Genomic DNA, 19286 nt, shown 5'->3' with positions numbered 1-19286 from the left:
CGGCGCGGAGAGCCCCTTTACGCCACCAGAGTTCGGGGATACTCTTCCTGCGGTTGGGAGCGCTCCCAAGCGGGCGCTCCTCCGGGGGTGCCCGCTCTCGCCTCCCAAGGGGTTCCCACTGACGCCCCATGGGCCGACACGGAGGAGGACGCGACGATGCGCTACCGCGGACCGGCGGAACTGACGGTCGTCCGCCACGGGCAGAGCGAGTTCAACCTCGCCCTGGCCGCCGCCGCACGCGACGGCGGGCGCCTGGACGCGGCGGACCTGCCCGCGCGCAACGCCGACGTGGACCTCACCCCGCTGGGCGAGCGCCAGGCCCGCGCCGTGGGCGCGGGCTGGTTGGCCTCCCTGCCCGGCGACCGGCGGCCCGGCGTCGTGTTCTCCTCCACCTACCTGCGCGCCCGCCGCACCGCCGGACTGGCGCTGGAGGCGGCCGGGCTGGACCTGCCCGTGCACCCGGACGAGCGGCTGCGCGACCACGACGGCGGCCCCTTCACGTTCATGACCCCGGCCATGGTCGACGAGTACGACCCCGGCGAGGCGCCCCGGCGCCTGGCCGACCGGATGCACCACCGCCCCGAGCGCGGTGAGTCCCTGGCCGACGTCCTGCTGCGGCTGCGCTCGTTCCTGCGTGACCTGTGCGCGGAGTACCCGGGCGAGCGGGTGCTGCTGTTCGCCCACGAGCCGGTCGTGGTCCTGCTCAGAGGGATCCTGGAGGGCCTGGAGGAGGCCGAGGTGTGGCGGGTGAGCAGGGAGGAGCCCGCGGCGGCGGCCTCGGTCAGCCGCTGGACGGCCGACGCCGGGGGAGACCTGCGACCCGACGGCTACGGAGTCGTGGGACACCTGGCGGGAGTGTCGGCGCGGGGGTGACGGGGACTCCGACATAACCCTGATTTCCTTGCTTTTCGCCCGGGAATCGGGCCTGGCCGGAACCCCGGCGCGGGGAAATTCCGGCGACCTCGCGGAAAAGCGACAGCTTCGCGTAATGGTTCGATTACTATCCGTGCTGTCTGGAATCCGCACGTCCCTGGAGGCTGTCGTGAATCGCATCGTCCCGGCCCTGGCCGCCGCTCCCGTCCTCGCCCTGGCGCTCACCGCGCCCGCGCACGCCGCCGAGGCGGCGCAGACCGGCGGCAACGGCTACATCCTGCGCGTCCACGCCCTCACCAGCGGCGAGACGCGGGAGGCCACGCTGGTGTGCGCTCCCGTCGCCGCGGGCACACACCCCAGAGCCGAGGAGGCCTGCGAGGCCATCGCCGAGGCTGGTTCGCTCGCGGGGGTCAGGGGCGAGGAGCAGGCCTGCCCGTTCGTCTACGACCCGGTGGTCGCCGTGGCCTACGGCACCGAGGACTACCGGGAGGAGTTCTCCAACGAGTGCGTGCTCATGAGCGAGAAGGGCGCGGTCTTCGACTTCTGACGCGCTGGCCGGAAGCGCCGCCGGTGCGGCGCGAGGCCCCCTGGACCGCGATGACCTTGTACTTATGGCCGATGCCGGCGCTCGAGCCTCGCTATGGGTACAAGGTCACGGCGAAGTGGGCGCGCTGGGGCTCAGTCCTCGTCCCGGGGGGCGCGGGCCCGCCGGGACCGCCGGGCCACCCGGCTCAGGGCCTCGCTCAGCTCCTCCACCTCGTGGACGCGGATGCCCGGGATCGGGTCGCCGAAGTGCTTGGGCACGACCGCCTCGGTGAAGCCGAGCCGCTGCGCCTCCGACACCCGGCGCCGCACGCCGCTCACGGTGCGCACGTCGCCCGCCAGGCCCACCTCGCCGATCGCGATGAAGCCGACGGGCAGCGCGACGTCGTTGTTGGAGCTGGCCGCCGCCATGGCCAGCGCCAGGTCCACGGCGGGCTCGGTCAGCTTCACGCCGCCCACCGTGGAGGCGTACACGTCCATGTTGGCCAGCTTCATGCCCGTGCGCTTCTCCAGCACGGCCAGGATCATGTTCACCCGCGAGGTGTCCAGGCCCGAGGTGGCCCGGCGCGGCGCGGGCAGCGGGGTCGGCGCGACCAGGGCCTGGACCTCGGTGATGAGCGGTCGCCGCCCCTCCAGGGTGACGGTGACGCACGTGCCCGGCACCGGGTCGGTGCGCTCGGTGAGGAACAGTCCGCTCGGGTCGGGCAGACCGACGATGCCGGACTCGGTCAGCTCGAAGCAGCCGATCTCGTCGGTGGGCCCGTAGCGGTTCTTGACCGCGCGCAGCAGCCGCAGCTGGGAGTGGCGCTCGCCCTCGAAGTGCAGCACCACGTCCACCAGGTGCTCCAGCATCCGCGGACCGGCGATGGACCCGTCCTTGGTGACGTGGCCGACCAGCACGGTGGCGATCCCGCGCGCCTTGGCGATCTGGATCAGCGCGCCGGCCACCTGCCGGATCTGGGTGACGCCGCCCGGGACGCCGGTGGTGTCGGGGGAGACCATGGTCTGCACCGAGTCCACGATGAGCAGCCGGGGGCCGACCGCGTCCACGTGGCTGGCCAGGGAGGCGATGGAGGTCTCGGCGGCCAGGTAGAGCTTGTCGGAGAGCGCGCCGAGCCGCTCGGCGCGCAGCCGCACCTGCCCGGCCGACTCCTCTCCGGTCACGTACAGCACGGGGCCCTCGGCCGCGCGCATCGCGGCGACCTCCAGCAGGAGGGTGGACTTGCCCACGCCGGGCTCACCGGCGAGCAGCACCACGCCGCCCGGGACCGCGCCGCCGCCCAGCACCCGGTCGAGCTCGTCGACGCCGGTGGGGACGGCCTCGGCGCTCTCCACGCTGATCTCGGTGATGGGCCGGGCTCGGGAGGTGACGGGCGCGGGCGCGACGGCGGAGGGCGCGGGGACGCCGGCCTCCTCGACCGTGCCCCAGGCCTGGCACTCGCCGCAGCGGCCCACCCACTTGAGGGTGCTCCATCCGCACTCGGCGCACCGGAACGTGGTCTTCGCTGCCTTCGCCATGGTGGCAACGCTAGCGGCTCCCTGCGACAACCCCGCCGGAAGGAGTAAAGGGACCTTTCGGAGACACATGAAAGTTACCTACGAGTTAGGGGCCTTCTCCCGTAGGGCGTGTTAAAGAATTCCTAGGGTCCGACAGCTCCAACGCCCCCGCTCCATGGAGAGGAAACCCGCGTGCCCCGTACATCCGCCACCGCCGCGTCCCGATCCCCGCGCCGTGCCCTGGCCCCCGTGGCCGCCGCCGCGCTGGGGTCGGTGTTCCTGGCCGCCGCGCCCGCCACCGCCGAGACTGCGCAGGCGCCCGCCTTCGACAGCTACGTCTCCCTCGGCGACTCCTTCGTCGCCGGTCCGCTCATCCGGGAGGAGAGGGTCAGCAGCAGCATGCCGCTGCTGGGCTGCCTGCGCACCTCCAACAACTACCCCACGATGCTCGCCGAGCGGCTGGGCATCACCGACTTCACGGACGCCAGCTGCTCGGGGGCGGTCGTCAACGACCTCTACGAGCCGCAGTTCGACGACACGCCGCCCCAGTTCGACGCCCTGACGCCGGAGACCGACCTGGTCACGGTCGGGATCGCGGGCAACGACTTCGGCTTCTCCGAGGTGCTCCTGGAGTGCGCCAAGCAGAGCCTGAGCAACCCGCTGGGCGACCCGTGCGCCGAGCACTACGGCGACGAGCTCGACCAGCGCGTCGAGGACCTGCGCCCGGAGGTCGCGGGGGTCTACGCCGAGATCGCCGAGCGCAGCCCCGACGCCACGGTCCTGGCCGTGGGCTATCTCCAGATCCTGCCCGAGAGCAGGGGCTGCTGGCCGAGCACGCCCATCGCGTGGGGCGACGTGCCCTTCCTGGACCAGGCGCAGACCGCGCTGAACGCGATGATCGCCGAGGAGGCCGAGGCCCAGGGCGCGGTCTTCGTGGACGTCTTCGAGCGCGGCCACGACGTCTGCACGTCCTCCGACACCCGCTGGGTGGAGGGCCTGATCCCCGAGAACGGGGCCCCGGTGCACCCGAACTACCTCGGCATGCAGGCCACGGCCGACTTCGTGGGAGCCGAGCTGGGGGTGCCGGTGCCCGTGGACGACGCCGCGTAGCCCAGGGTGATCGACCGCCGAGGAGGGGAGTCCGTTCGATGGTGACCTGACCGCTTTCGTCCTCCGAAGGTCAAGGACTCTTTACCTTCTTTGGCGGCTGATCGCGCTACGGAGAGTGACATATCGCGTGGTCTGTGTGACGAATGGTGAGGGCGTCGCGACAGGGAGATCCGCGTCACAGTGACGTGGACGCCGCGGCGCTCCGAGCGAGAGCGGGAGAACCACCGTCATGCGAATACCGCGACACCACGAGCAAACGCAGGCCTGTCGTTCCACGGACCCGGGGCGGCAGGCCTCGCCCGTTCCTCCGCGCCGGAGCGGCGGGCGCGTGCTCGCCGTCGCCGCGCTCACCACGGCCGCCCTGGCCGCCGGTACGGCGCCCGCGCTCGCCCAGCCGCCGCAGCCGGTGCGACCGGCGCAGCAGGCCGCGGCCACCGCGCAGGACTCCGCCGGACCGCGACGCGTCCACCAGGCCCTGTCCACGTCGACGGTGGAGGACGCCATCAGCGCCGCGGAGTCGAAGAAGGGCACCCCCTACCGCTGGGGAGGCACCGGACCGAACGGCTTCGACTGCTCGGGACTGGTGCAGTGGGCCTACAAGCAGGCCGGGGTGGAACTGCCCCGTATCGCCCACGACCAGGTCGGCGCCGGAACCCGGGTCTCCTACTCCGACGCCCGCAGGGGGGACATCCTCTACTGGACCGACAGCGGCGGCTACGCCTACCATGTCGCCATCTACCTCGGCGACGGGCGCATGATCGACGCGCCGAACTCGGGGGACCACGTCCGCGAGCGGGACGTCCACAAATACGATCTCGCAGGTGCCGTACGGCTGTGAGACGGGCAGGCCTCGCGCAGCGCGCTGACGGCCGCCCCGCACGCCCCGGGGAGTGAACCCGGCCAGCCCCGAGCGGCACCCCTGCACCAGGTGCCCCGCCTCCACCGCGAAACGACCGCGTGGTCCCGCGCACGGACCCGTCGGCGGCGCGGCAGGCACGGAGGGCGACACGACCCGCACGACCGCCCCGACGACGTGGCGGTCGGCAACCACGAACCAGGGCTCCGCGGGTGCACCCGCGGACCCCTTCACCACCGTCGCGCGACCGGGACCCGCACCCTCCGTGGGGGAGGGCGTGGGGAGAACGGCACGCCACGTTCACGCGGGCGGTACGCACACGAGGCGCGTTAGCGCATAGTCTGGGTCGCGTGAGCCCTATCCAGGTCCCAGACGCGCCCGTCGTCCTGTCGTCGGCGTCGGTCTACCCGGAGAAGACCCCGGCCGCCTTCGAGATCGCCGCGAAGCTGGGGTACGACGGCGTGGAGGTGCTCGTCTCCTCCGACCCGGCAAGCCAGGACATCGACCTCCTGCGGCGCCTCTCGGACTACCACCAGATGCCCGTCACCGCGGTCCACTCACCCTGCCTGGTCCTGACCCAGCGCGTGTGGGGCAGGGAGCCCTGGGGCAAACTCGTCCGCTCCAAGGAGATGGCCGAGGCCCTGGGCGCCAAGACGATCGTGGTGCACCCCGCCTTCCGATGGCAGCGCGACTACGCCCGTGAGTTCGAGACCGGTATCTCCCGTATGCAGGACGAGACCGACGTCGTCTTCGCGGTGGAGAACATGTACCCGGTGCGCGTGCGCGACCGCGAGGTCGTCCCCTACGCGCCGAGCTGGAACCCGCTCGACCGTGACTACCCCGACGTCACGCTCGACCTGTCGCACACCGCCATGTCCGGCTCCGACGCCATGGACATGGCCAAGCGCCTGGGCGACCGCCTCTCCCACATCCACGTGGCCGACGGCATCGGCGGCCAGAACCTCGACGAGCACCTCATCCCCGGGCGCGGACGCCAGCCGGTGGGCGAGCTCCTGGAGTACCTGGCCGGGAACGGCTTCGGGGGCCAGCTGGTCCTGGAGGTCAGCACCCGCAAGGCCCCCGACCGCCAGGCGCGCATGCGCGAGCTGGCCGAGGCCCTGGCCTTCACCCGGCTGCACTTCGCCCGGACCGCGGGCCCCGGCGACCGGGCGCGCGACCGCCGCGAGCGCATCGCGCTGCTGCGCCGCGCCCCCTCGGCGCCGCCCCGCCGCTTCGCGGTCGACGAGGGCGGCACCGTGGACGACAAGGGCATCGTCGACCCCGAGTGAGCCCGGTCCGCCGCCGGGCCGGGGCGCACCGGGGGTCCACGGAGTGGGATCCGGTGTCCACGCGGGGCCGTCCGTGCCGTTAGCGTGGAGGTATCCGCAGGAAGGACCCTTCATGATCGCCATCATCGGTGCCGGGAAGATGGGCGAGGCTCTGCTCGCCGGAATGCTGGCCAAGGGCCACGCGCCGGAGGACGTCCTCGTCACCGAGCCGCGCGAGGAGCACGCCGGGGAGCTGCGCGCCCGCTACGGGATCGAGGTGGTCCCGGCCGCGGACGCGGCCAAGCGCGCCGACACCCTCCTGCTCGCGCTCAAGCCCCAGGACATGGTGGCGCTGCTGGACGACCTGGCGCCGCGCCTGTCCTCCGCCTGCCTCGTGATCTCCGTCGCGGCCGGGATCACCACCGCCGTGCTGGAGGAGCACCTGTCCGCCGGGACCCCCGTCGTCCGGGCGATGCCCAACACGCCCGCCCTGATGGGACAGGGGATGACCGCGATCGCGGGCGGCGCCCACACCGGAGAGTCCCACCTGGACCGCGCCGAGGCGCTGCTGGGCACGGTCGGCGAGGTCATCCGTGTGGGCGAGCAGCACATGGACACCGTCACCGCCATCTCCGGCAGCGGACCCGCCTACTTCTACTTCATCGCCGAGACGATGATCGAGGCGGGTGTGGCGATGGGGATGCCGCGCGCCACCGCGCAGAAGCTGGTCGGCCAGACCATCACGGGCGCCGCCGCCATGCTCAACGGCTCGGGTGAGCACCCGGTCGTGCTGCGCGAGGCCGTCACCTCGCCGGGCGGCACCACCGCCGCCGCGCTGCGCGAGCTGGAGCGGCACGGCGTGCGCACGGCCTTCACCGACGCCATCGAGGCGGCCCGGGACCGCAGCGGCGCACTCTCCGGCAGCTGACGCGCTGCCCGGAACCGGTGGTGGTGTGACGCAAGGGGTTCCGACCCCGATGATCTTGTACTTGTAGCCGATGGCGGCGCCCGAACCTCGCTACGAGTACAGGATCACGGCGAACGAGGCGAGGGGAGATGGCCGGAAGCGGCCCGCCCTGCGGGGTCCGGCGTCGGCGGACCTGGGTAGTGTCTTTGGTGAAGGGTGTACACGGCCCCCTCGGTCCCGTACGCGCGGGATCTCCCCCATCTCCCGATCCCAGGGTCCTCCATGACTTCTTCCCCTCCCCCGCCCGACCCTTCCCAGCCGCCCGGCGGAGGCTTCCCGCCCCCGGGACACACGCCCTCAGGCCCGACCGGCGCCGACCCCACGGGAGGCAGCCCCGCCCAGGGCGGCCCGACCGGCGGCAACCCGGTCGGAGGGGCCTTCCACGGCGGTGCGCCCGCCGGTGGCACGCCCTCGGGCGGTATGTACTCGGGCGGTGTGCCCGGCCCGCCCCCGGGTGGGATGCCGCCCGGAGGGAGGCCTCCGACGGGGCCGCCCCCCGGTGGTAGGCCACCCGGCATGATGCCGCCTCCGGGCGGGACACCCCCGGGTGGACCTCCCCCCATGGGACCGCCTCCGGGCGGAATGCCTCCCGGTGGACCTCCCCCCATGGGACCGCCTCCGGGCGGAATGCCCCCCGGTGGACCTCCTCCCGGCGGTATGCCTCCCGGTGGCATGCCCCCCGGCGGAATGCCCCCGGGGCAGTTCGGCCCGCCACCGCCCCCGAAGCCGCCCAGGCTCGGCCTGTTCTCCTCCCCGTCCGCGCTGCGCACCTCGCTGCTCAACGCCTCGGGCATGGGGGCCGGATACGCCTACCTGCGCCAGTGGCCGTTCTTCGCCGCCGCGCTCGTCATCACCCTCGGCCTGCTGGTCACCGCCGCCGTCCTCGGCGCCGCCGACAACCTCCTGCTGTGGGCGTCGATCTTCGTGGCCTGGTTCGTCGTCGCGGCCGTTCACGGCCTGTTCGCGGGGCGCTCCCGCGACGAGCGCCTGCTCGGCAGGGGAGAACAGCCGTCCAAGCGGGCGCTGCCCCTCTTCACCGCAGCCGGACTGGCGGTCGCCCTGCTGGCGGCTCTCACCGGAGTGTGGCAGGCGGGGGAGTGGCGGCTGCGCGTCGCCGACGCCGCCCACGCCCGCGGCGAGTGCGGCGCCTCCGAGGCCGTCGCCGCCTACGGGAGCGTGGAGGACCTCTTCCAGCTCTCCTTCTCCCCGTCGCTCATGTCGCGCGCCCGCGCGGGCGCCGAGGCCTGCGCGCTCCTGGAGCGCGCCCAGTCCGACGTGGCCGCCGAGGAGTACGAGCAGGCCCTGGACTCCTACGCCGCCTACTTCGAGCACCCCTCCGCCCGCTGGGAGGACACCGACGGCGAGGTCGCCGACATCCACCTCTCCTACGCCGCCGACCTGGTGGCCTCGGCCGAGGAGGACTTCGGCGGCGAGGTCACCGACGAGTACCGCGAGAGCATGCGGCGGGCGCACGAGATCTACACCGTGATCCCGGTGGACTACGAGGGCACCGAGGCCGCGGGCCAGGTCCCCACCGCGCTCACCGAGCTCTACGGCAACGGCACCGCCGAGTACGCCGCCGAGAACTGGTGCGCGGGCTTCGACCAGATCGACATGTTCTCCGACCTGGCCTGGGACGCCGCCCCCGAGATCGCCGAGCGCATCACCACCGAGCGCCCCGACGCCGCGTTCAACTGCGGCTGGGAGAGCGTTGACGGGGGCTCGCTCGACACCGCCGACGAGATGGTCGTCCTCCTGGAGACGGAGTACCCCGACCACGAGACCGACGAGGTCGAGCGGATGGTCACCCACATCGGCGCGGGGCGCATCGAGGAGCGGATGGACGCCATGACCTCGATCGGCGAGGCCGAGTTCGCCCCCGCTCCCACCGGCGGCTCCGGCAGCGACAAGAGCGTCCTGGAGATCACCAACAACACCCCGTACGAGATGCAGTTCCTCTACGTCGGGCCGGACGCCGTCCACGAGGAGATCATCACCCCCGCCTGCGAGAACTGCGAGGTCTACAGCTCACCGCCCACGGGCAACTCCTGCTTCGACGACGGCGAGGTCATGCGCGTCGAGCTCGAACCGGGCGAGTACCGGGTGCTGCTCACCTCGAAGGACACGCTCTCCGGGGCGCCCCTGCACGGCACCGTCGACTTCTCCGGAGGCGACCTGTACGAGTCCTGCTACTTCGTCACCGAGTAGCCCGGACGACGTGGCCCGGACACCCCGGTCCGGCACGGGGCCGAGCCCCGTGCCGGACCGGGCCATCCAAACCCCGGGGTTCGTCCACGCGTGCGGTTGTGCGTACTGTGTGCTTCGGAGCACGCACACCTGAAACGGGGGTCACCACATGGGAGGGCGCACGTCCTGCTCGCTTCGGGTGGCATGGGACGACGGACTCACGGCCTACGACTTCGGTCCGCAGCACCCGATGGCGCCGATACGCGTCGAGCTGACCATGGCGCTCAGCCGCGAGCTCGGCGTGCTGGACGCGCCGGGGGTCGGACTCCTGGACGTCGAACCGGCCTCGGACGAACTCCTGTCCCTCGTACACGACCCTGCCTACATCGAGGCGGTCAAGCGCGCGGGCCGCACGCTGGAACCCGACGAGGCCCACATGCTGGGCACCTCCGACAACCCGGTCTTCAAGGACATGCACGACGCCGCCGCGCTCATCTCCGGCGCGTCCGTGGCCGCCGCGCGGGCCGTGTGGAGCGGGGAGAGCGCGCACGCGGCCAACATCGCGGGCGGTCTGCACCACGCCATGCGCGGCAACGCCTGGGGCTTCTGCGTCTACAACGACCCCGCCCTGGCCATCGCCTGGCTGCTGGAGCAGGGGGCCAAACGCGTCGCCTACGTGGACGTGGATGTCCACCACGGCGACGGCGTCCAGAACGCCTTCTACAACGACCCGCGCGTGCTCACCATCAGCCTCCACGAGTCCCCGGCGACCCTCTTCCCCGGCACCGGCCAGGCCTCCGAGACCGGCGGCCCCGACGCCGAGGGGTACGCGGTCAACGTCGCCCTCCCCGCGGGCACCGGGGACAACGGCTGGCACCGGGCCTTCGACGCCGTCGTGCCGCCGCTGCTGCACGAGTTCCAGCCCGAGATCCTGGTGACCCAGCAGGGCTGCGACACCCACGCCCTGGACCCGCTCGCCAACCTCACCCTGAGCGTGGACGGCCAGCGCCGCGCCTACGCCGAACTCCACGAGCTCGCGCGCAAGACCGCGGGCGGCCGGTGGCTGCTGTTCGGCGGCGGCGGGTACGGGCTGGTCCACGTCGTCCCCCGCGCCTGGACCCACCTGCTGGGCGAGGCCGCGGGCCGCCCCATCGACCCCGACACCGAGACCCCGCAGGGCTGGCGCGACTTCGTGCGCCAGCGCACGGGGGAGCTGGCACCGCTGTACATGACCGACGGGCGCGAGGTCGTCTTCGACCACTTCGTGGACGGCTACGACCCGGGCGACCCGGTGGACCGGGCCATCCACGCGACCCGGACCGCGGTCTTCCCCAGCCACGGGATCGACCCGAGCCTTTAGGGAGCGGACCTTCCGTTTCGTCGCGGCCCGGGCCGCGGATCCGGTGTCGGCAGGGGCTCAGGGGGCTCCGAACAGCTCACGGGACGGCTCCCATAACACCCCGGTGTCGACCGGCGTGAATTCCGGAGGAGCCGCGCGTGTCGCGTCCGAAGCGGGTAGGACAGAGGTTGAATACCGGGCGAACAGGAGCAGGCGCCGTGGTGGCCGCCCAGCGTGGCGCACGCTCGCTGCGCAGACGAGGAAGGGGAGCGCCAGGTGACGCCGCCGACACGCGCTGAACTGATCACCTATCTGGTGCGCACGGGAATCGCCGGGCACGTCGACACCCCGCGTCAGAACAACCTGCGGCACTACCGGCGGCTCGTCCAGAAGGACCCCTACCACCAGTTCGGCCTCACCTTCTCCCACGACTGGACCTTCTCCGAGGTCCTGGCGCTGATGAGCAAGCGCTGCGGCGTGGTGGCCGACGAGGACTACGTGTGGGGGATCGACACCATCGACCCCGACCTGACCATCGACGCCCTGGAGGCCCTCGCCGACCGGCTGGCCCTGGCCGCCGAGCGCCGGGAGCGGGTCATGTTCGCCACCGGCCACCCGCGCAACCTCCGCGAGACCTACCGCGCCTGGAAGGACGCCCTCGCCGAGCGCGGCTGCCAGATCATCACCGCGGGCAGCGGCTACTCCTACGAAGTGACCACGGAACGCCCCCCGAACCGGCGGATCGTGGTTTGGGAGGACGATGTAGCCATCGTCACGGATGGTCGCCTCGCACGCCACAGCCACCACCCCTTCGCCATGCGTGCCATCCTCGGGGACCTCGCGGAGCGCGGTGAGGCATGGCCGCAGTTGGTCATCGCCGACCACGGGTTCGCGGGTGCGGCCGGTGAGGCGGGAGTGCCCGCGATGGGCTTCGCCGACTGCAACGACCCCGCCCTCTTCCTCGCCGAGGCCGAGGGGAAACTACTGGTCACGGTGCCTTTGGACGACGGTTACCTGACCGAGGACTACGCCCCGCTGCGCGAATACGTTCTCGCCCGAGCCGGTCTCCTGTGAGTGGGGAAGACCATTTATACCCACCGTTAAACCTCATCCGACCCGCCATCAACACATAGCGCCGAAGACAGCCCCAACGGCCTTTCGCTGAGACGAACTCGGCTCTACTCTGAAAACGGACGTGTCAGTAGTGACAGCGTGACACGCTGGCGTGGTTTGGGGCGGGCACACCGGGGTCGCCGCCGCACACCACGCCGGTCCCAAGGGTAGACAATGCTCACGTCCGGGAATGAGGGCGTCGAAAGATGAACGGGAGCAAGCCGCCTCTCGAAGAGGTCAGGTTCCTGACCGTGGCGGAGGTAGCCACGATCATGCGTGTGTCCAAGATGACCGTTTACCGAATGGTGCACTCGGGAGTTCTCCCCGCGATTCGCGTGGGGCGTTCCTACCGGGTCCCCGAGCGGGCCGTGCACGACTACCTCCGCGAGGCTTTCGTCGAGGCTGGTTGACGCAGGGCCCGGCCGACCGGGGCCGTCCCCCGGCCCCCGGTCAGCCGACACACCCGGGGGGCGGTGTCTGACGGCCACCGCCCCCACCGGGGTCTCCACCCCCCGCCGGGGTTCTCCGCCCCCTCGCCGCGCGCCGTCCGGGGCGCGACAGGGCCGTCCCCACCCCCACCGGCCGCGGTTCCCCCTTGTGCCGGGGCGGCCGAACGGGCTCCAGGGCATCTACTACACTTTGTCGTTGTTGTAGTCCGCCCTGTTCACACCCCGTTCGCGAGGTCCCCTCGATGCCCAGAACCAGCACCGGTACGCGCCGAAGCCGTGCCGTGCCGCGCCTGGCGGCGGCCGGACTGGCCGCCGTACTCGCCCTGACCGGCTGCGCCGGGGGCAACGAGATCCAGGCCAGCGACGAGGAGAACCGCTTCATCTCCGGAGACGGAAGCGCCACCGCCTTCGAGACCGCCGACCGCACCGAGGCGCCCGAGGTCACCGGCACCACCCTCGAGAGCGGGGAGGTCTCCCTCAGCGACTACGAGGGCGGCATCGTCGTCCTCAACGTCTGGGCGAGCTGGTGCGGCCCCTGCCGCGCGGAGCAGCCGGTCCTGGACGAGGTCCACGCCGAGTACGCGGACCTGGGCGTGGACTTCCTCGGCGTGAACATCAAGGACGACGAGACGGCCGCGCGGTCCTACCAGGAGAGCATGGGGGTCCCCTACCCGAGCCTGTACGACCAGCCCGGCGCGGTGCCCCAGGCCTTCCGCGACACCGTGCCCCCGCGCTCCATCCCCAGCACGCTCGTCATCGACCCCGAGGGCCGCATCGCCGCCCGCGTCATCGGCCCGACCACCTACGGCCAGCTGACCGAGCTGCTCAACCCGCTGGTGGTCGAGTTCGACTTCGGCGACCCGGAGGAGCGTCCCCGGGTCGCGGAGCAGGAGGCCGAGGAGACGGCGTCCCAGGAGGAGGCCGACTCCGGCGGCGCGGACTCCGGCGACCCTGGTCCGGGCGACGCGGAGGACGACGGCGGATCCGGGGGCGAGGGCTGATGGACCCCATCGGCACCACCGTCCTCACCGGCTCCCTGCTGGCCGCGATCCCGCTGGCCCTGGCCGCGGGCCTGGTCTCCTTCCTCTCGCCCTGCGTGCTCCCGCTCGTGCCCGGCTACCTGTCCTACGTGACCGGGATGAGCGGCACCCAGGTCCGCGAGCGCACCGCCTCGGCCACGGGGGGCGGCACCGCCACCGTCGCCGACATCGACGCCGAACTGGCCTCCCGCCGCTGGACCATGGTCACGGGCAGCGTCCTGTTCATCGCCGGGTTCACCCTGGTGTTCGTCGCCGTCGGCGGCTTCATCGGCTGGCTCGGCGAGCTCCTCATGGACTACACCGACCCCATCACCCGGGTGCTCGGCGTCCTCACCGTCGTCCTGGGCCTGGCCTTCATGGGCGTCATCCCGGGCTTCGGGCGGGAGTTCCGCTTCCACCGCCTGCCGCGGGCCGGGCTGGCGGGCGCGCCGCTGCTCGGCGTCCTGTTCGGCCTGGGCTGGACCCCCTGCATCGGGCCCACCCTGGCCGCCGTGCAGACCCTCGCCTTCGTCGAGGGCGGCGCCGGGCGAGGCATGCTGCTGTCCCTGGTCTACTGCGTCGGCCTCGGGCTGCCGTTCGTCCTGGCCTCCCTCCTCTACCGGCGCGCGCTGGGCACCTTCGACTGGCTCAAGCGCCGCACCCGCACGGTCACCGTGATCGGCGGGGCCATGCTCGTCCTGGTCGGCCTGGCGATGGTGACCGGGCTGTGGACACAGCTGACCATCGCCATGCAGGGCTGGGCCGCCGACTTCCAGACGGTGATCTGATGAGCACGACCGCGAACGACCAGGGGACCGGAACCGGTTCCCACGACGAGGAGAGCGCCCGGCCGCGCCCCAAGGGCCTGGGCGCGGTCGGCTGGCTGCGCTGGATCTGGCGCACCCTCACCTCGATGCGCACCGCCCTGATCCTGCTGTTCCTGCTGGCGGTCGGGGCCATCCCGGGCTCGATCCTGCCGCAGAACGTGGTGAGCGTCGACGAGGTCAACACCTACTTCCAGGAGAACCCCGAACTGGCGCCCTGGTTGGACCGGTTCCACCTCTTCGACGTGTTCTCCTCGCCCTGGTACGCGGCGATCTACCTGCTGCTGTTCGTCTCCCTGGCGGGCTGCGTGCTCCCCCGCGCGCTGGCGCACGCCCGCGCGGTGCGGGCGCGCCCGGTGCGCACGCCCAAGAACCTGGGCCGGATGCCTTACGCGGCCGCGTTCACCACCGACGCCGACCCCGAGACGGTGCTGGAGCAGTCCCGCAAGGTCCTGCGTCGCTACCGGGCCGAGCGCTACGGCGACTCGCTCTCCACCGAGACCGGCTACCTGCGCGAGGCCGGGAACGTCCTGTTCCACCTGGCCCTGCTGGGCCTGCTGCTGGCGCTGGCCGCCGGGGCCTTTTTCGGCTACCGCGGCAACATGCTCCTGGTGGAGGGCGACGGGTTCGCCAACACCCTGACCTCCTACGACGCCATCTACCCCGGGCACTGGACCGACACCGACTCCCTGGAGCCCTTCTCCATCCACCTGGACGACTTCGAGGCCTCCTTCATCGAGGACGGCGACCTGCGCGGGCAGGCCGAGTCCTACGTCGCCGACCTCACCTACAGGGAGGCGCCCGACGCGCAGGAGGAGCGGCACCGGCTGGAGGTCAACCACCCGCTGAGCGTGTCCGGAGTGCAGGTCTACCTGCTCGGCCACGGGTACGCGCCGGAGTTCGAGGTGCGCAACGGCGAGGGCGACGTGGTCTTCGACCAGGCGGTCCCCTTCCTGCACCGGGACACGGCCTCCTACACCTCCGACGGCGTGGTCAAGGTGCCCGACACCGGGGGCGAGCAGCTCGGCTTCGTCGGCGTGTTCCTGCCCAGCGCGGTGGAGACGTCCGAGGGGGAGCTGGTGTCCAACTTCCCGGGTGCCGAGAACCCCCGGATCACGCTGGAGGGCTACCAGGGCGACCTGGGCCTGGTCGACCCGCAGTCGGTCTACCAGCTGCGCACCGGCGGCATGGAGGAGCTCGGCAGCTCCCCCGTGATGGGGATCGGGGACACCTGGGAGCTGCCCGAGGGCGCCGGGTCGATCACCTTCTCCGGCTACAAGGAGTACGTCAGCCTCCAGATGAACCGGGACGGCGCCCGGCTGCCCGCGCTGACCGCGGCCTCCCTGGCCGTGGCCGGGCTGGTCATCACCCTGTTCGTCCGTCCGCGCCGCGTGTGGGTGCGCGCGACCAGGGGCGGGGACGGCCGCACCCGTGTGGAGCTGGCCGCCCTGGGCAAGACCGAGGCGGCCGGCAACAACGTGGAGTTCCACGAACTCACCACGGAACTCGCCGGACGGCTCCGGAGCCGGTCCGACGGGGACCCCGGCTCCGCACCGGACAGCCGTCCGGACCCCGAGCCGGACCTCGACCCGGACCCCGCTCCGGGCTCCGACCCCCATCCGCCATCCGACCCGCCAGAGTCGACGACACAAGGGAGTGACCGGTGACGTACACACTCGCCGCACAGGTGGACGAGGTGATGACGTCAGTCAGTGACTCGTTGATCATCGCGATGATCGTCACGTACGCGGCTGCGCTGTTCCTCTTCGCCATCGAGGCCGCCTACGGACGACGCACCAAGCTCAGGGCCGGTCGGCTCATGCCGGTCAACGCCGGTGCCGAGTCCGGCGCCGACGACGGCATCGAGGTCAACGTCCGCAGCACCGAGGCGGAGGCCAGGGCCTCCCAGAGCGTCCTGGGCAAGATCGCCCTGGGCGTGACGACGTTCGGCTTCGTGATGGGCGTCGCCCAGATCATCGCCCGCGGCCTGGCCGCCGGGCGCTGGCCGTGGGGCAACATGTTCGAGTTCGTCGTGGCCCTGTGCCTGGTCGCGGTGGGCGGTCTGCTCTTCGCCTCCTACCGGTACCAGGCGCGCTTCCTGGGCGCGTTCGTGCTGGTCCCGGTGCTCGTCCTGCTGGGCGTCGGCGTCCGCTGGCTGTACGTGGACCCGGGCCCGCTCATCCCCGCCCTGCACTCGTACTGGGTGCCCATCCACGTGACCGCGACGATCATCGCGGGCGGCGCCTTCATGGTCTCCGGCGCGGCCGGTGTCACCTACCTCGTGGCGCACCGGGCCGAGGCCAAGCGCGCGCTGGGCGAGAAGGTGGCCGGTATCGCGGGCCGCCTGCCCAGCCCCGATCTGCTGGACCGGATCTCCCACCGGTTCATCCTCTTCGCCTTCCCGCTGTGGACCTTCGGCATCATCGCCGGTTCCATCTGGGCGGACGAGGCCTGGGGCCGCTTCTGGGGCTGGGACCCCAAGGAGGTCTGGTCGTTCATCTCCTGGGTGATCTACGCGGCCTACCTGCACGCCCGCGCCACCGGCGGCTGGCGCGGACCCAAGGCCACGTGGATCAACGTGGTGGGCTTCGCGACCATCCTGTTCAACTTCTTCGCGGTGAACTACATGTTCAGCGGTCTGCACTCCTACGCCTGATCCCGACTGACGCACGGGGCCCCGCCACGGCGGGGCCCCGTTTGCTTTGGGGCTCCGCTCCGCTTCGCCCCGTGCCCGGGCGCCCGGACGTGTTTGCTTTGGGGCCTGTTTGTTCTGGGGCCCCGCTCCGCCCCGTGTTCAGGCGGGCGGGGGAGCGGTGGACCCGCGCACCACCAGGCGGGTGTCCAGGGTGACGGTGCCGGGGGAGTCCTCGCTGCTGATGCGGTGCAGCAGCAGGTCGATGGCGGAGCGCCCGGCGGCGGCGGTGGGCATGTCGACGCTGGTCAGATCGCAGTGGCGGGCGGTGTGGGTGTTGTCGACGCCGACGACGCTGAGATCGCCGGGCACGGACGCGCCCAGGGCACGGAGCTCCTGGACCAGACCGAGGGCGACCAGGTCGTTGTAGGCCAGGACGGCGGTGGCGCCGAGGGCCAGCACCCCGGGGGCAGCGGCGGCGCCGCCCTCCTCAGTGGGCTGGTTGGGGCCCACGCTGTGCAGGACGAGGCCGCGGCGCAGGGCGGCCTCCTCCGCCGCGCGCTCCAGGCGCTGGTTGGTCCACGACGCGCGCGGGCCGGTGAGCAGGGCGATCTCGCGGTGGCCGAGGGAGGCGAGGTGGTCCACGGCCTGCGCGGCGCCCGAGGCCACGTCCATGAGGACGGCGGGCAGCCCGGCGGGCTGGCGGTTGACCACGACGAAGGGCACGTCGGTGCTGAGTTCGGCGATCAGGCGGTTGCTCAGGCGCGGCGCCACCAGGAGCGCGCCGTCCACCTGGGTGGCCATGGAGCGGATCAGCTCCTCCTCCACGCGGGCCTGCTCGTCGGTGTCGGCGACGAACACGTGGTGGTCGCTGCGGCGGGCGTGGGCCTGGGCGGCCTTGATCAGGGGCGGGAAGAAGGGGTTGGCGATGTCGGCGACGATCAGTCCCAGGTTGCCGGTGCGGCGGGTGGACAGGGCGCGCGCGGCGCGGTTGGGCCGGTAGCCCAGGGCGCTGGCGGCGGCGAGCACGCGGGTCCGGGTGTCGGGGTTGACCAGGTGCGCGGCGGAGAAGGTCCGGGAGACGGTGGAGACGTGCACCCCGCTCGCCAGGGCGACGTCCTTGATGGTCACGGCCACCCGTGGCCTCCTTCGGTGGGGAACGGTTCCGAGGTTACTGGCAACCGGTTGTGGTTGACCAGTGTGCACTTTGGGGGCCGGTGCCTGGTTTTCCGGGGTTTTCCCGGGTCGGAGGGGTTGACGCGGATCCGGCTCCTGGGAGATGTTCATGCAACCGTTTGCAGTTTCCCCCCTGAGGAGCAGAACCATGCGCAGGCTTGTACTCCCTCTGAGCACGGTGTTGGTGATGACCGCGGTCGCGCCCGTCCAGGCGGCGCCCGACGTGGGCAGGCAGGTCCTGCCCGAGGGCGACGGCTGGGCCTCGGCCGGAGGCGGCACGACGGGAGGCGCGGACGCCTCCCCGGAGAACGTCTTCCGCGTCTCCACGGCACAGGAGTTCCGCGAGGCGGTGAGCGGCGACGAGCCCAAGATCGTCTACGTCGAGGGCTTCGTCGACGCGAACACGGCGCCGGACGGCACGCCCCTGTCGTGCGGGGACTACGCCGTGGACGGCTACACGCTGGAGGACTACCTGGCCGCCTACGACCCCGAGGTGTGGGGCTGGCAGGATCCCAGCGGCCCGCTGGAGGAGGCCCGCGAGGCCTCGTCCGCCGCCCAGGCGGAGCGGGTCCGGGTGGAGGTCGGCTCCAACACGACCGTGGTGGGGGCCGGGGACGGCGCCGAGATCACCGGGATGAGCATCCGGGTGGTGGGCGCGCGCAACGTCATCCTGCGCAACCTCACCCTCTCCGACACACACGACTGCTTCCCCGGCTGGGACCCCGGCGACGGCGGCGAGGGCAACTGGAACTCCGAGTACGACCACCTGGAGGTCTCCGGCTCCACGAACGTGTGGATCGACCACAACACGTTCGACGACGGCGACAACCCGGGCTCGGAGCTGCCGGAGTACTTCGGGCGCAGGTACGAGGTGCACGACGGCCTGCTCGACATCGTGCGCGCCAGTGACCTGGTGACGGTGTCGTACAACCACTTCGACGGCCGCGACAAGGCCATCCTGGTGGGCAACAGCGACGGCCGCACCACCGACCGCGGGTACCTGCGCACCACCTGGCACCACAACCACTTCGACGGCCTGGGCCAGCGCGCGCCCCGCGTGCGCTACGGCCAGGTGCACGTCTACAACAACCACTACACGGTGGCCACGGACCTGTACCAGTACAGCCTGGGCGTGGGCTTCGAGTCGCACCTGTACGCGGAGAACAACCTGTTCGACCTGCGCGACGGCATCGGGGCCGGGGAGATCGTCGCCAACTGGGGCGGCACCGACATCGTGGAGCACGGGAACGCGGTGATGGAGGACGGCCGCGGGCGCGTCACGGAGGTCGACCTGGTGGAGGCGCACAACGACGCCTACCCCGACCAGGCGCTGGGCACCGACCTGACCTGGGTGCCGCAGTACTCCACGCGGGTGGAGCCGGTGCACGCGGTCCGCGGCGTACCGCGCGAGGCGGGCGCCGGACTGCTCTGAG

The 19286-nt window shown here is 72.1% G+C and carries 17 protein-coding genes; 15 read left to right on the top strand and 2 right to left on the bottom strand.

Features of this window, described 5'->3' with window-relative positions; translation table 11 throughout:
• The first annotated feature begins 156 nt into the window (after window positions 1–156).
• Together ACSIH6_RS33365 and ACSIH6_RS33360 are read left to right on the top strand one after the other, a co-directional pair.
• A complete protein-coding gene (locus ACSIH6_RS33365) occupies window positions 157–873 on the top strand; it encodes a histidine phosphatase family protein (protein WP_435112333.1) in 717 nt (238 codons plus the stop codon).
• Between the two features lie 169 nt (window positions 874–1042).
• Complete coding sequence (locus tag ACSIH6_RS33360; RefSeq protein WP_435112332.1) at window positions 1043–1420, top strand: SSI family serine proteinase inhibitor; 378 nt, start codon at window positions 1043–1045, stop codon at window positions 1418–1420.
• 131 nt (window positions 1421–1551) lie between these two features.
• Here the strand turns inward: ACSIH6_RS33360 and radA are convergent, their stop codons facing one another.
• Window positions 1552–2934 (bottom strand): DNA repair protein RadA, encoded by a 1383-nt coding sequence (radA, locus tag ACSIH6_RS33355; protein ID WP_435112331.1) that lies wholly within the window; start codon window positions 2932–2934, stop codon window positions 1552–1554.
• Between the two features lie 171 nt (window positions 2935–3105).
• On the opposite strand from radA, the gene ACSIH6_RS33350 reads away from it, so the two are divergent.
• The 12 genes from ACSIH6_RS33350 (at window position 3106) to ccsB (ending at window position 16701) form a co-directional block, all read left to right on the top strand.
• A complete protein-coding gene (locus tag ACSIH6_RS33350; protein WP_435112330.1) occupies window positions 3106–4023 on the top strand; it encodes an SGNH/GDSL hydrolase family protein in 918 nt (305 codons plus the stop codon).
• A 229-nt stretch (window positions 4024–4252) separates the two neighbouring features.
• Window positions 4253–4861: a C40 family peptidase gene (locus ACSIH6_RS33345; protein WP_435112329.1), complete on the top strand. Its 609-nt coding sequence runs from the start codon at window positions 4253–4255 to the stop codon at window positions 4859–4861.
• Window positions 4862–5229: 368 nt separating this feature from the next.
• Window positions 5230–6168, top strand: a complete 939-nt coding sequence (locus tag ACSIH6_RS33340; RefSeq protein WP_435112328.1) for a sugar phosphate isomerase/epimerase family protein — start codon at window positions 5230–5232, stop codon at window positions 6166–6168.
• Between the two features lie 112 nt (window positions 6169–6280).
• Window positions 6281–7075 carry a pyrroline-5-carboxylate reductase gene (proC, locus tag ACSIH6_RS33335; protein ID WP_435112327.1) on the top strand — a complete coding sequence of 265 codons (795 nt, stop codon included), beginning with the start codon at window positions 6281–6283 and terminating at the stop codon, window positions 7073–7075.
• Between the two features lie 711 nt (window positions 7076–7786).
• Window positions 7787–9322 carry a phage holin family protein gene (locus tag ACSIH6_RS33330; RefSeq protein ID WP_435112326.1) on the top strand — a complete coding sequence of 512 codons (1536 nt, stop codon included), beginning with the start codon at window positions 7787–7789 and terminating at the stop codon, window positions 9320–9322.
• Window positions 9323–9500: 178 nt separating this feature from the next.
• Window positions 9501–10661 carry an acetoin utilization protein AcuC gene (locus tag ACSIH6_RS33325; protein ID WP_017563027.1) on the top strand — a complete coding sequence of 387 codons (1161 nt, stop codon included), beginning with the start codon at window positions 9501–9503 and terminating at the stop codon, window positions 10659–10661.
• 255 nt (window positions 10662–10916) lie between these two features.
• Window positions 10917–11714: a phosphatase gene (locus ACSIH6_RS33320; protein ID WP_435112325.1), complete on the top strand. Its 798-nt coding sequence runs from the start codon at window positions 10917–10919 to the stop codon at window positions 11712–11714.
• Window positions 11715–11959: 245 nt separating this feature from the next.
• Window positions 11960–12163 carry a helix-turn-helix domain-containing protein gene (locus ACSIH6_RS33315; RefSeq protein WP_013155995.1) on the top strand — a complete coding sequence of 68 codons (204 nt, stop codon included), beginning with the start codon at window positions 11960–11962 and terminating at the stop codon, window positions 12161–12163.
• A gap of 320 nt (window positions 12164–12483) precedes the next feature.
• Entirely contained in the window at window positions 12484–13203 is a 720-nt protein-coding gene (locus ACSIH6_RS33310; protein ID WP_488186051.1) for a TlpA family protein disulfide reductase, read from the top strand.
• Window positions 13203–14009, top strand: a complete 807-nt coding sequence (locus ACSIH6_RS33305) for a cytochrome c biogenesis CcdA family protein (protein ID WP_435112323.1) — start codon at window positions 13203–13205, stop codon at window positions 14007–14009. Before ACSIH6_RS33310 ends, ACSIH6_RS33305 begins: the two co-directional genes overlap by 1 nt.
• Window positions 14009–15712, top strand: a complete 1704-nt coding sequence (gene resB / locus ACSIH6_RS33300; RefSeq protein ID WP_435112322.1) for a cytochrome c biogenesis protein ResB — start codon at window positions 14009–14011, stop codon at window positions 15710–15712. Before ACSIH6_RS33305 ends, resB begins: the two co-directional genes overlap by 1 nt.
• A complete protein-coding gene (gene ccsB / locus ACSIH6_RS33295) occupies window positions 15709–16701 on the top strand; it encodes a c-type cytochrome biogenesis protein CcsB (protein WP_435112321.1) in 993 nt (330 codons plus the stop codon). Before resB ends, ccsB begins: the two co-directional genes overlap by 4 nt.
• Before the next feature lie 138 nt (window positions 16702–16839).
• Here the strand turns inward: ccsB and ACSIH6_RS33290 are convergent, their stop codons facing one another.
• Window positions 16840–17814, bottom strand: a complete 975-nt coding sequence (locus tag ACSIH6_RS33290; RefSeq protein ID WP_435112320.1) for a LacI family DNA-binding transcriptional regulator — start codon at window positions 17812–17814, stop codon at window positions 16840–16842.
• A gap of 187 nt (window positions 17815–18001) precedes the next feature.
• Here ACSIH6_RS33290 and ACSIH6_RS33285 point away from each other — a divergent pair, with 187 nt between their 5' ends.
• Window positions 18002–19285, top strand: a complete 1284-nt coding sequence (locus ACSIH6_RS33285; RefSeq protein ID WP_435112319.1) for a pectate lyase family protein — start codon at window positions 18002–18004, stop codon at window positions 19283–19285.
• Window position 19286 lies beyond the last annotated feature (1 nt).

This window comes from Nocardiopsis synnemataformans, from assembly GCF_965343085.1.
Lineage (GTDB): Bacteria > Actinomycetota > Actinomycetes > Streptosporangiales > Streptosporangiaceae > Nocardiopsis > Nocardiopsis alborubida.
Note: the sequence above shows the minus strand (reverse complement) of the source record. Positions and strands in the feature narration are given on the sequence as shown.

Coding starts and splice junctions, on each gene's coding strand:
- resB (WP_435112322.1), top strand. CDS start 14,009: ATGAGCACGACCGCGAACGACCAGGGGACCGGAACCGGTTCCCACGAC.
- ACSIH6_RS33330 (WP_435112326.1), top strand. CDS start 7,787: ATGCCCCCCGGCGGAATGCCCCCGGGGCAGTTCGGCCCGCCACCGCCC.
- ACSIH6_RS33305 (WP_435112323.1), top strand. CDS start 13,203: ATGGACCCCATCGGCACCACCGTCCTCACCGGCTCCCTGCTGGCCGCG.
- radA (WP_435112331.1), bottom strand. CDS start 2,934: ATGGCGAAGGCAGCGAAGACCACGTTCCGGTGCGCCGAGTGCGGATGG.
- ACSIH6_RS33285 (WP_435112319.1), top strand. CDS start 18,002: ATGCGCAGGCTTGTACTCCCTCTGAGCACGGTGTTGGTGATGACCGCG.
- ACSIH6_RS33315 (WP_013155995.1), top strand. CDS start 11,960: ATGAACGGGAGCAAGCCGCCTCTCGAAGAGGTCAGGTTCCTGACCGTG.
- proC (WP_435112327.1), top strand. CDS start 6,281: ATGATCGCCATCATCGGTGCCGGGAAGATGGGCGAGGCTCTGCTCGCC.
- ACSIH6_RS33345 (WP_435112329.1), top strand. CDS start 4,253: ATGCGAATACCGCGACACCACGAGCAAACGCAGGCCTGTCGTTCCACG.
- ACSIH6_RS33365 (WP_435112333.1), top strand. CDS start 157: ATGCGCTACCGCGGACCGGCGGAACTGACGGTCGTCCGCCACGGGCAG.